General features: G+C 56.3%; 6 protein-coding genes, 2 tRNA genes and 3 rRNA genes. 7 read left to right on the plus strand and 4 right to left on the minus strand.

Going from position 1 to position 12,308, the window contains the following annotated elements; all coding sequences use genetic code 11:
- Nucleotides 1-3: 3 nt before the first annotated feature.
- From NVV94_RS03090 to NVV94_RS03105, 4 genes are all read right to left on the minus strand, one after another.
- On the minus strand, nucleotides 4-690 hold the full coding sequence (locus NVV94_RS03090) for an SDR family oxidoreductase (RefSeq protein ID WP_258445795.1): 687 nt from the start codon (nucleotides 688-690) through the stop codon (nucleotides 4-6).
- A gap of 426 nt (nucleotides 691-1,116) precedes the next feature.
- A complete protein-coding gene (locus NVV94_RS03095) occupies nucleotides 1,117-1,701 on the minus strand; it encodes a YigZ family protein (protein WP_258445796.1) in 585 nt (194 codons plus the stop codon).
- Nucleotides 1,702-1,715: 14 nt separating this feature from the next.
- Entirely contained in the window at nucleotides 1,716-2,375 is a 660-nt protein-coding gene (locus NVV94_RS03100) for a TetR/AcrR family transcriptional regulator (protein WP_258445797.1), read from the minus strand.
- A gap of 76 nt (nucleotides 2,376-2,451) precedes the next feature.
- The gene (locus NVV94_RS03105; protein ID WP_258445798.1) at nucleotides 2,452-3,369 is read right to left on the minus strand and encodes a LysR family transcriptional regulator; all 918 of its coding nucleotides are present in this window, start codon (nucleotides 3,367-3,369) and stop codon (nucleotides 2,452-2,454) included.
- 121 nt (nucleotides 3,370-3,490) lie between these two features.
- Here NVV94_RS03105 and NVV94_RS03110 point away from each other — a divergent pair, with 121 nt between their 5' ends.
- The 7 genes from NVV94_RS03110 (at nucleotide 3,491) to rrf (ending at nucleotide 12,175) form a co-directional block, all read left to right on the plus strand.
- Nucleotides 3,491-4,837, plus strand: a complete 1,347-nt coding sequence (locus tag NVV94_RS03110) for an aspartate aminotransferase family protein (protein ID WP_258445799.1) — start codon at nucleotides 3,491-3,493, stop codon at nucleotides 4,835-4,837.
- Between the two features lie 62 nt (nucleotides 4,838-4,899).
- On the plus strand, nucleotides 4,900-6,393 hold the full coding sequence (locus NVV94_RS03115) for a CoA-acylating methylmalonate-semialdehyde dehydrogenase (RefSeq protein WP_258445800.1): 1,494 nt from the start codon (nucleotides 4,900-4,902) through the stop codon (nucleotides 6,391-6,393).
- 572 nt (nucleotides 6,394-6,965) lie between these two features.
- Nucleotides 6,966-8,508 (plus strand): 16S ribosomal RNA (locus NVV94_RS03120).
- A 123-nt stretch (nucleotides 8,509-8,631) separates the two neighbouring features.
- Nucleotides 8,632-8,708: transfer RNA gene (locus NVV94_RS03125), tRNA-Ile, on the plus strand.
- Nucleotides 8,709-8,718: 10 nt separating this feature from the next.
- Nucleotides 8,719-8,794 (plus strand) — tRNA-Ala (locus NVV94_RS03130).
- A gap of 221 nt (nucleotides 8,795-9,015) precedes the next feature.
- Nucleotides 9,016-11,914, plus strand: a 23S ribosomal RNA gene (locus tag NVV94_RS03135).
- Between the two features lie 145 nt (nucleotides 11,915-12,059).
- Nucleotides 12,060-12,175 (plus strand): 5S ribosomal RNA (gene rrf / locus NVV94_RS03140).
- Together the 16S, 23S and 5S rRNA genes with 2 tRNA genes alongside form the textbook arrangement of a ribosomal RNA operon.
- Nucleotides 12,176-12,308 lie beyond the last annotated feature (133 nt).

Here is a 12,308-nt window from a genome sequence, read left to right on the forward strand (position 1 = left end):
GGTTTACCAAAGCAGGGTGTCGCCCTTGTAGTTGATGAAGTGCAGCCCGCCCTTGCCGGCGTAGGCCTGGACCTGCTCGACTAGGCCAGCGGTACTGGTCTCGATATCCAGGTCTGCGCCTTCGCCGCCCATGTCGGTCTTGACCCAGCCCGGGTGCATGGCCAGTACGGTCAAGGTCGGGTCGGCCAACTGGGTGACGAAGGTATTGGTCATGGAGTTGAGCGCCGCCTTGCTCGCCTTGTACAGCGCAAGTTCCGGAGCGTCGGGGATGGTGATGCTGCCCAGCACCGAACTCATGAAGGCGATGACCCCGGTATTGCTCCGGATTTGTGCGGCGAAACGCTGAGCCAGGCGAATCGGCGCGATGGCATTGGTCAGGAACAGTTCGCCAATGTCTTCCTGCAGGGCCTGTTCGGCGTTCTGCTCGGCCGGGCCCTTGACGCCGGCGTTGACGAACAGCAGATCGTAGACCTGTCCGTGCAGCTCGCGGTCCAGCGCGTCCAATTGCTGGCGGTTGTTCATGTCCAGCGCCTTGATCTGCACGCCGGGCAGTGCGCGCAAGGCATCGGCTTTTTGCGGGTCACGTACCGTGGCGGTGACCTGCCAGCCGTTTTCATGCAGACGCTTGACCAGGCCAAGGCCCAAGCCGCGCGAGGCACCGATGATCAGGGCAGTTTTTGCAGCGGTCATGATGAACTCCATATTCCTCAGGCTGATGACCCAACACACTGCCTGAGCGGTGCGTCACAGTAAATGTCGAAAATGGTGTCGCAGGGTGGTTATGAATCGTACAGTCGGCGCCGATCTCTGCTCGACAAGCCATTGGCACAGGCGTGCACGGGTTATCCACAGATTGCTCCACAGTATCTGTGTGCAAGCGAAATGCCTGGGTATAAGCGCTCAACCGCTATGCGCCAAAGGTGATAAACCCCGCTAAGCGTCTGATTTTCAGGCGTTTCGGGCGTTGTCACACAAATGTGATCAAAATCTGATCGCATGGCTGGAAGCCCAGTGAATCAAGGCCTTCAGCTGAATGTGCAGAGCTTATCCACAGCCGGGTACACAGTAGGTGTGGGCAACTGTTGAACGTTTGCGCCGCTTATCAACGGGCAAGGCTCAGGCACGCTGCAGGCGGATTCGTCCACGACTCAAATCGGCCAGTTGCCTTTGCAGCGGATCAATGAATGCTTCGCCCAGCGCCAATTGCAGATCGACACCGTTGCCGGTGAAGGTTTCGTTCAGGACCAGCCCATCGACCTCGGCCAGACGAATCTTCAGCAGTGCCAGTTCACTGAAGCCACAACTGCAATTGAGCAGCACTCGGCTGACCAGCAGGCGTTTCTCGGCCTGTTGCAGGCACTTGTTGGCGCCGCCGCCGTAGGCGCGGGCCAGGCCCCCGGTACCCAGTTGAATTCCGCCGTACCAGCGAATGACCAGCACCACGACCTGATCGCAGTCTTGCGCTTCGATGGCAGCCAGGATCGGCCGGCCGGCCGTGCCGCCGGGCTCACCGTCGTCGGTGCTGCGGTACTGGTCCCCTAGCTTCCAGGCCCAGCAATTGTGCGACGCGTCGGGCTCGCTATGGCGTTCAATGAAGGCCTGGGCCTCGGCGGCGCTGGCAATCGGGGCGGCGTAGGTGATGAAGCGGCTCTTGCGAATCTCTTCGCGAAATTCGCAACGGCCTGGCAGGGTAAAGGGCATTTGCAGGTCAGCTTTCAGTTGGGCGGAGTCAGGCCGCAGCCTTTGAGAATAATGTGGATCAGGTTGTTGCCGGCATTTTCCATGTCTTGCCGGGTCAGGCGACTGCGGCCCGTTACCCGACAGATCTGGGTGGCGAAGTCAGCATAGTGCTGGGTGCTGCCCCAGAGCAGGAAAATCAGATGCACCGGGTCGATCGGGTCCATCCTGCCCGCATCTATCCAGGCCTGGAACACTGCCGCACGGCCCTGGAACCAGGCGCGGTAGTCCTGGCTGAAATACTCGTTCAGGCATTCGCCGCCACTGATGATCTCCATGGCGAAAATACGCGAGGCTTGTGGATTGCGCCGGGAGAACTCCATCTTGGCGCGAATGTAGCGGCTCAACGCATGAGCCGGATCGTCCTCGGCGGTCAGGGTATTGAAGGTGCTGTCCCACAGCTCGAGGATGTTGCTCAGAACCGCAATATACAACCCCAGCTTGTTGGTGAAGTAGTAATGCAGGTTGGCCTTGGGCAGCCCGGCATTCAGCGCGATGGTATTCATGCTGGTGCCTTTGAAGCCGTGGCGAGCGAACTCATCCTCGGCTGCCTTGATAATGGCTTGTTCGTTTTTCTGGCGGATTCGACTGGCAGGTTTACCGGCTGGGGCGCTGTGCGCCGGGACTTCTAGTGACATGGGCGGTTCCGAACAGGTCGTGTGGGAGCGTCAGGGCACTGATAACTCACTCAATCGCAACAAACAAGCATTTAGATCAGCGGGTGGCCGCCAGGCTCTCCAGAAAGCTTTCGAGCACCAGATGCGGGCGCCGCCCCTTGCGGGTAACCCAGGACAGGTTCAGGTCATAGAAGCGCTCGCTGGCCTTGAGTGCGCGCAAGCGTCCCTGCTGCACCCAGAAACTGGCGTAATGGTCCGGCAGATAGCCGATATAGCGTCCGGTCAGGATCAGGAACGCCATTCCTTCACGGTCCGAAGCGCTGGCGGTGCAATTGAGCGCCTGGTACAGCGCCTGGATCTCGGCCGGTAAGCGGAAGGTCGGTGCGATGGCATCCTGCGCGTTGAGGCGCTCATCGTCCAACTGCCGATCGTCTACATAGAACAGCGGGTGGCCGACGGCGCAATACAGCAGCGAGCGTTCGCTATAGAGAAATTCGTATTCAAGCCCGGACAGCGGGCTGGCCTGGGGCACCACACCGACATGCAGGCTGCCATCGAGCACACCCTGTTCGACCTGGCTGGGCGCGATCATGCGGATCTGGATGCGCACGTCCGGGCCACGGTCCTTGAGTTGGGCCAGGGCGTGGGTGATGCGCATGTGCGGCAGGGTGACCAGGTTGTCGGTCAGGCCGATATTCAGTTCGCCGCGCAAATGCTGATGCAGGCCGTTGACCTCGGTGCGAAAGCTTTCCAGGGCGCTGAGCAGCTGCAACGCCGACTGATACACCTCGCGGCCTTCCTCGGTCAGTGAAAAGCCGGCGCGGCCACGCTGGCACAGGCGCAAACCCAGGCGCTGCTCCAGGTCGCTCATCTGCTGGCTGATCGCGGATCGACCGATGCCCAGCACGTTCTCCGCCGCAGAGAAACCACCGCACTCCACTACACTGCGGAAGATCTTCAACAGACGGATGTCGAAATCGCTGACTTGCGCGAGGGCTTCCTGACGACGGCTCATAGTTTAGTGACCGGCTAACTGAAGATTAGAAAAGTAGGCTTTTCCAGACTTTATCCCCGTGACAACTTAGCGGCAACACGCTTGTTAATAAAACTGCATAACACCTTGCGAGGTTTTGTTCATGAATCTGCCCGAAAACGCTCCAGCCGGTCTCACTAGCCAGCTCAAGCTCGATGCGCACTGGATGCCGTACACCGCCAACCGCAATTTCCAGCGTGATCCGCGTCTGATCGTGGCCGCCGAGGGCAGCTACCTGACCGACGACAAGGGCCGCAAGATTTACGATGCGCTGTCTGGCCTGTGGACCTGCGGCGCCGGTCATACCCGCAAGGAAATCCAGGAAGCGGTCGCGCGTCAATTGGGCGTGCTCGACTACTCGCCAGCCTTCCAGTTCGGCCACCCGCTGTCGTTCCAACTGGCCGAGAAGATCACTGACCTGACCCCGGGCAATCTCAATCACGTCTTCTATACCAACTCCGGTTCCGAGTGCGCCGACACCGCAGTGAAGATGGTGCGTGCCTACTGGCGCCTGAAAGGCCAGGCGACCAAGACCAAGTTGATCGGCCGTGCCCGTGGCTACCATGGAGTGAACATCGCCGGCACCAGCCTGGGTGGGGTCGGTGGCAACCGCAAGATGTTCGGCCAGTTGCTCGACGTCGACCATCTGCCTCATACCCTGTTGGCCAGCAATGCCTATTCCAGGGGCCTGCCGGAAGAGGGCGGTATCGCCCTGGCCGACGAGATGCTCAAGCTGATCGAATTGCATGACGCCTCGAACATCGCCGCGCTCATCGTCGAGCCACTGGCCGGCTCCGCTGGCGTGCTGCCGCCGCCCAAGGGCTACCTCAAGCGCCTGCGCGAAATCTGCGACCAGCACAACATCCTGCTGATCTTCGACGAAGTGATCACCGGCTTCGGCCGCATGGGCGCGATGTTCGGTGCCGACGCCTTCGGTGTTACCCCGGATTTGATGTGCATCGCCAAGCAGGTCACCAACGGCGCCATCCCGATGGGCGCGGTGATTGCCAGCAGCGAGATCTACCAGACCTTCATGAACCAGCCAACGCCGGAATACGCTGTCGAGTTCCCGCACGGTTACACCTACTCGGCCCATCCGGTGGCGTGCGCCGCAGGCATTGCCGCACTGGACCTGCTGCAAAAGGAAAACCTGGTGCAACAGGCCGCTGAACTGGCTCCGCATTTCGAGAGCGTGCTGCATGGCGTGAAGGGTGCGAAGAATGTCGTCGACATTCGTAACTACGGCCTGGCCGGCGCGATCCAGATCGCTGCTCGCGATGGTGATGCCATCGTCCGTCCATTCGAAGTGGGCATGAAGCTGTGGAACGCTGGCTTTTATGTCCGTTTCGGCGGCGACACCCTGCAGTTCGGGCCAACCTTCAACAGCAAGCCGCAAGAACTCGACCGCCTGTTCGACGCCGTCGGCGAAGCCCTGAACCAGATCGACTGATACCTCTTTGTGTGACGGGGGCGAGCAGACTCGCCCTTGATCCAGCCCTTTAGGAGTTTTGCATGAGCACTATCCAGCACCTGATCAATGGCGACCTGATTGGCGGCAGTGACCGTACGGCTGATGTTTTCAATCCCTCGACCGGCCAGGCTATCCACAAGGTGCCGCTGGCGAGCCGCGCCACCATGCAGTTGGCCATCGACGCCGCCAAGGCCGCCTTTCCGGCCTGGCGCAACACCCCGCCGGCCAAGCGCGCCCAGGTTCTGTTCCGCTTCAAGCAACTGCTCGAGCAGAACGAAGCACGCATTGCCCAGCTGATCAGCGAAGAGCATGGCAAGACCCTGGAAGATGCTGCCGGTGAATTGAAGCGTGGCATCGAGAACGTCGAGTACGCCGCCGCCGCCCCGGAAATTCTCAAGGGCGAATACAGCCGCAACGTCGGCCCGAATATCGACGCCTGGTCCGATTTCCAGCCACTGGGCGTGGTTGCCGGCATCACCCCGTTCAACTTCCCGGCCATGGTGCCGCTGTGGATGTATCCACTGGCCATCGCCTGCGGCAACTGCTTCATCCTGAAGCCGTCGGAGCGTGACCCGAGTTCCACTCTTTATATCGCACAGCTGATGCAGGAAGCCGGCCTGCCCAATGGCGTGCTGAACGTCGTGCATGGCGACAAGGAAGCCGTCGATGCGCTGATCGAGGCGCCGGAAGTCAAAGCGCTGAGCTTTGTCGGTTCGACCCCGATCGCCGAGTACATCTACAGCGAAGGCACCAAGCGCGGCAAGCGCGTGCAGGCACTGGGCGGGGCGAAGAACCACGCGGTACTGATGCCCGATGCCGACCTGGACAACGCCGTGAGCGCACTGATGGGCGCAGCCTACGGTTCGTGCGGCGAGCGTTGCATGGCGATCTCGGTTGCCGTTTGCGTGGGTGACCAGGTTGCGGACGCATTGGTTGCCAAGCTGGTACCCCAGGTCAAGGCGCTGAAAATAGGTGCAGGCACTTCGTGCGGCCTAGACATGGGCCCACTGGTGACCGGCCAGGCTCGCGACAAGGTAGCCGGCTACGTGGAAGACGGTGTCAAGGCCGGCGCCAGGCTGGTGGTCGATGGCCGTGGCCTGGTGGTACCGGGTAACGAAGAGGGCTTCTTCCTGGGTGGTTGCCTGTTCGACAACGTCACCCCTGAAATGCGCATCTATAAAGAAGAAATCTTCGGCCCAGTCCTGTGCATCGTGCGCGTGAACAGCCTGGAAGAAGCCATGCAGCTGATCAACGATCACGAATATGGCAACGGCACCTGCATCTTCACCCGTGACGGTGAGGCCGCGCGCCTGTTCTGCGACGAAATCGAAGTCGGCATGGTCGGCGTCAACGTACCGCTGCCGGTGCCGGTCGCTTACCACAGCTTCGGCGGCTGGAAGCGTTCGCTGTTCGGCGACCTGCATGCCTACGGTCCGGATGGAGTGCGTTTCTACACCCGCCGCAAGGCGATCACCCAGCGTTGGCCGCAGCGCGCCAGCCATGAGGCTTCGCAGTTTGCGTTCCCAAGCCTGTAAGTAGTGGTGAAGAAGGGGGCGGGCCGAAAGGCCCGCCCCCTTTGCTTTTATAGGGCTGTTTGACCTTTATGACACTTTCTTTAAATTAAGTGTTGACGCGCTCTTGGATCTCTCTATAATTCGCCCCACTTCCGGCGCAGACGAAACGGAAAACTCCTTGAGAATCAAAGAGTTAACCGAAGTAAGCAGCGAAGAAGCAGCTTCGATCTTCCGATCGAAAGCGGTGGAAAAGGTGGTTGACAGCGGTTTGAAACGCTGTAGAATTCGCCTCCCGCTGACGAGTGATCGAAGCGAGTCAAGTGTTTGAAGTTAAACGAGAAAATCGAAAAACTTCTGAAAATAAACGCTTGACAGAGACCGAGGAAAGCGTAGAATTCGCGCCTCGGTTGAGACGAAAGAATCAACCAACCGCTCTTTAACAACTGAATCAAGCAATTCGTGTGGGTGCTTGTGAGCTCAGACTGATAGTCAGAAAGATTATCAGCATCACAAGTGGCTACATGAGCAATCATATAGTTCATTTTGAGATTGCTGAGCCAAGTTTAGGGTTTTCTCAAAACCCAAGCAGTATTGAACTGAAGAGTTTGATCATGGCTCAGATTGAACGCTGGCGGCAGGCCTAACACATGCAAGTCGAGCGGCAGCACGGGTACTTGTACCTGGTGGCGAGCGGCGGACGGGTGAGTAATGCCTAGGAATCTGCCTGGTAGTGGGGGGATAACGTTCGGAAACGGACGCTAATACCGCATACGTCCTACGGGAGAAAGTGGGGGGATCTTCGGACCTCACGCTATCAGATGAGCCTAGGTCGGATTAGCTAGTTGGTGGGGGTAAAGGCTCACCAAGGCGACGATCCGTAACTGGTCTGAGAGGATGATCAGTCACACTGGAACTGAGACACGGTCCAGACTCCTACGGGAGGCAGCAGTGGGGAATATTGGACAATGGGCGAAAGCCTGATCCAGCCATGCCGCGTGTGTGAAGAAGGTCTTCGGATTGTAAAGCACTTTAAGTTGGGAGGAAGGGCATTAACCTAATACGTTGATGTTTTGACGTTACCGACAGAATAAGCACCGGCTAACTCTGTGCCAGCAGCCGCGGTAATACAGAGGGTGCAAGCGTTAATCGGAATTACTGGGCGTAAAGCGCGCGTAGGTGGTTCGTTAAGTTGGATGTGAAATCCCCGGGCTCAACCTGGGAACTGCATCCAAAACTGGCGAGCTAGAGTAGGGCAGAGGGTGGTGGAATTTCCTGTGTAGCGGTGAAATGCGTAGATATAGGAAGGAACACCAGTGGCGAAGGCGACCACCTGGGCTCATACTGACACTGAGGTGCGAAAGCGTGGGGAGCAAACAGGATTAGATACCCTGGTAGTCCACGCCGTAAACGATGTCAACTAGCCGTTGGAGTCCTTGAGACTTTAGTGGCGCAGCTAACGCATTAAGTTGACCGCCTGGGGAGTACGGCCGCAAGGTTAAAACTCAAATGAATTGACGGGGGGCCCGCACAAGCGGTGGAGCATGTGGTTTAATTCGAAGCAACGCGAAGAACCTTACCAGGCCTTGACATCCAATGAACTTTCCAGAGATGGATTGGTGCCTTCGGGAGCATTGAGACAGGTGCTGCATGGCTGTCGTCAGCTCGTGTCGTGAGATGTTGGGTTAAGTCCCGTAACGAGCGCAACCCTTGTCCTTAGTTACCAGCACGTTATGGTGGGCACTCTAAGGAGACTGCCGGTGACAAACCGGAGGAAGGTGGGGATGACGTCAAGTCATCATGGCCCTTACGGCCTGGGCTACACACGTGCTACAATGGTCGGTACAGAGGGTCGCCAAGCCGCGAGGTGGAGCTAATCTCACAAAACCGATCGTAGTCCGGATCGCAGTCTGCAACTCGACTGCGTGAAGTCGGAATCGCTAGTAATCGCGAATCAGAATGTCGCGGTGAATACGTTCCCGGGCCTTGTACACACCGCCCGTCACACCATGGGAGTGGGTTGCACCAGAAGTAGCTAGTCTAACCTTCGGGAGGACGGTTACCACGGTGTGATTCATGACTGGGGTGAAGTCGTAACAAGGTAGCCGTAGGGGAACCTGCGGCTGGATCACCTCCTTAATCGAAGACATCAGCTGTCTTATAAGCTCCCACACGAATTGCTTGATTCATTGAAGAAGACGATAGAAGCAGCTTTAAGCTCCAAGCTGATAGCGCCAAGCTAACAGTTACAAGCTCGAAATTGGGTCTGTAGCTCAGTTGGTTAGAGCGCACCCCTGATAAGGGTGAGGTCGGCAGTTCGAATCTGCCCAGACCCACCAATTTTGTTATGGGGCCATAGCTCAGCTGGGAGAGCGCCTGCCTTGCACGCAGGAGGTCAGCGGTTCGATCCCGCTTGGCTCCACCATAAACTGCTTCGAAAAGCTTAGAAATGAGCATTCACTTTGAATGTTGATTTCTAGTCTTTTGATTAGATCGTTCTTTAAAAATTTGGGTATGTGATAGAAAGATAGACTGGATAGCACTTTCACTGGTGTTTATTCAGGCTAAGGTAAAATTTGTGAGTTTAATCGCGAATTTTCGGCGAATGTCGTCTTCACAGTATAACCAGATTGCTTGGGGTTATATGGTCAAGTGAAGAAGCGCATACGGTGGATGCCTTGGCAGTCAGAGGCGATGAAAGACGTGGTAGCCTGCGAAAAGCTTCGGGGAGTCGGCAAACAGACTGTGATCCGGAGATGTCTGAATGGGGGGAACCCAGCCATCACAAGATGGTTATCTTGTACTGAATACATAGGTGCAAGAGGCGAACCAGGGGAACTGAAACATCTAAGTACCCTGAGGAAAAGAAATCAACCGAGATTCCCTTAGTAGTGGCGAGCGAACGGGGACTAGCCCTTAAGTTGATTTGAGATTAGCGGAACGCTCTGGAAAGTGCGGCCATAGTGGGTGATAGCCCTGTACGCGAAAATCTCTTGTCAATGAAATCGAGTAGGACGGAGCACGAGAAACTTTGTCTGAATATGGGGGGGGACCATCCTCCAAGGCTAAATACTACTGACTGACCGATAGTGAACTAGTACCGTGAGGGAAAGGCGAAAAGAACCCCGGAGAGGGGAGTGAAATAGATCCTGAAACCGTATGCGTACAAGCAGTGGGAGCAGACTTGTTCTGTGACTGCGTACCTTTTGTATAATGGGTCAGCGACTTATATTCAGTGGCGAGCTTAACCGAATAGGGGAGGCGTAGCGAAAGCGAGTCTTAATAGGGCGTTTAGTCGCTGGGTATAGACCCGAAACCGGGCGATCTATCCATGGGCAGGTTGAAGGTTAGGTAACACTGACTGGAGGACCGAACCGACTACCGTTGAAAAGTTAGCGGATGACCTGTGGATCGGAGTGAAAGGCTAATCAAGCTCGGAGATAGCTGGTTCTCCTCGAAAGCTATTTAGGTAGCGCCTCATGTATCACTGTAGGGGGGTAGAGCACTGTTTCGGCTAGGGGGGTCATCCCGACTTACCAAACCGATGCAAACTCCGAATACCTACAAGTGCCGAGCATGGGAGACACACGGCGGGTGCTAACGTCCGTCGTGAAAAGGGAAACAACCCAGACCGTCAGCTAAGGTCCCAAAGTTATGGTTAAGTGGGAAACGATGTGGGAAGGCTTAGACAGCTAGGAGGTTGGCTTAGAAGCAGCCACCCTTTAAAGAAAGCGTAATAGCTCACTAGTCGAGTCGGCCTGCGCGGAAGATGTAACGGGGCTCAAACCATACACCGAAGCTACGGGTATCACCTTAGGGTGATGCGGTAGAGGAGCGTTCTGTAAGCCTGTGAAGGTCAGTTGAGAAGCTGGCTGGAGGTATCAGAAGTGCGAATGCTGACATGAGTAACGACAATGGGTGTGAAAAACACCCACGCCGAAAGACCAAGGTTTCCTGCGCAACGTTAATCGACGCAGGGTTAGTCGGTCCCTAAGGCGAGGCTGAAAAGCGTAGTCGATGGAAAACAGGTTAATATTCCTGTACTTCTGGTTATTGCGATGGAGGGACGGAGAAGGCTAGGCCAGCTTGGCGTTGGTTGTCCAAGTTTAAGGTGGTAGGCTGGACTCTTAGGTAAATCCGGGGGGTTCAAGGCCGAGAGCTGATGACGAGTGCTCATTAGAGCGCGAAGTGGTTGATGCCATGCTTCCAAGAAAAGCTTCTAAGCTTCAGGTAACCAGGAACCGTACCCCAAACCGACACAGGTGGTTGGGTAGAGAATACCAAGGCGCTTGAGAGAACTCGGGTGAAGGAACTAGGCAAAATGGCACCGTAACTTCGGGAGAAGGTGCGCCGGTGAGGGTGAAGCATTTACTGCGTAAGCTCATGCCGGTCGAAGATACCAGGCCGCTGCGACTGTTTATTAAAAAACACAGCACTCTGCAAACACGAAAGTGGACGTATAGGGTGTGACGCCTGCCCGGTGCCGGAAGGTTAATTGATGGGGTTAGCTAACGCGAAGCTCTTGATCGAAGCCCCGGTAAACGGCGGCCGTAACTATAACGGTCCTAAGGTAGCGAAATTCCTTGTCGGGTAAGTTCCGACCTGCACGAATGGCGTAACGATGGCGGCGCTGTCTCCACCCGAGACTCAGTGAAATTGAAATCGCTGTGAAGATGCAGTGTATCCGCGGCTAGACGGAAAGACCCCGTGAACCTTTACTATAGCTTTGCACTGGACTTTGAATTTGCTTGTGTAGGATAGGTGGGAGGCTTTGAAGCGTGGACGCCAGTTCGCGTGGAGCCATCCTTGAAATACCACCCTGGCAACTTTGAGGTTCTAACTCAGGTCCGTTATCCGGATCGAGGACAGTGTATGGTGGGTAGTTTGACTGGGGCGGTCTCCTCCTAAAGAGTAACGGAGGAGTACGAAGGTGCGCTCAGACCGGTCGGAAATCGGTCGTAGAGTATAAAGGCAAAAGCGCGCTTGACTGCGAGACAGACACGTCGAGCAGGTACGAAAGTAGGTCTTAGTGATCCGGTGGTTCTGTATGGAAGGGCCATCGCTCAACGGATAAAAGGTACTCCGGGGATAACAGGCTGATACCGCCCAAGAGTTCATATCGACGGCGGTGTTTGGCACCTCGATGTCGGCTCATCACATCCTGGGGCTGAAGCCGGTCCCAAGGGTATGGCTGTTCGCCATTTAAAGTGGTACGCGAGCTGGGTTTAGAACGTCGTGAGACAGTTCGGTCCCTATCTGCCGTGGACGTTTGAGATTTGAGAGGGGCTGCTCCTAGTACGAGAGGACCGGAGTGGACGAACCTCTGGTGTTCCGGTTGTCACGCCAGTGGCATTGCCGGGTAGCTATGTTCGGAATAGATAACCGCTGAAAGCATCTAAGCGGGAAACTAGCCTCAAGATGAGATCTCACTGGAGCCTTGAGCTCCCTGAAGGGCCGTCGAAGACTACGACGTTGATAGGTTGGGTGTGTAAGCGCTGTGAGGCGTTGAGCTAACCAATACTAATTGCCCGTGAGGCTTGACCATATAACACCCAAGCAATTTGCTGCTCCTGTAAAGAGCAGGGCCAAATTGCGGTAGTGAAGACGAAACGAACCGAAAGTTTGCGACGCACAAATCATCACATACCCGATTCGCCAAGACGTCGAAAGACGGCCTGGCAGCAGAATTTCTTGACGACCATAGAGCATTGGAACCACCTGATCCCATCCCGAACTCAGCAGTGAAACGATGCATCGCCGATGGTAGTGTGGGGTTTCCCCATGTGAGAGTAGGTCATCGTCAAGATTAAATTCCGAAACCCCATCTGCGTAAGCAGATGGGGTTTTGTTTTTGCGCCGAAAAAAGCCCAGGCGACACCGAGCCTGTAGCCGCAGCCTGCGGCAGCGGCTACAGGTTCCGCGTTGATTCGGATTCATTT

The sequence above is a fragment of the Pseudomonas sp. LS1212 genome (assembly GCF_024741815.1).
Classification (GTDB): Bacteria; Pseudomonadota; Gammaproteobacteria; order Pseudomonadales; family Pseudomonadaceae; genus Aquipseudomonas.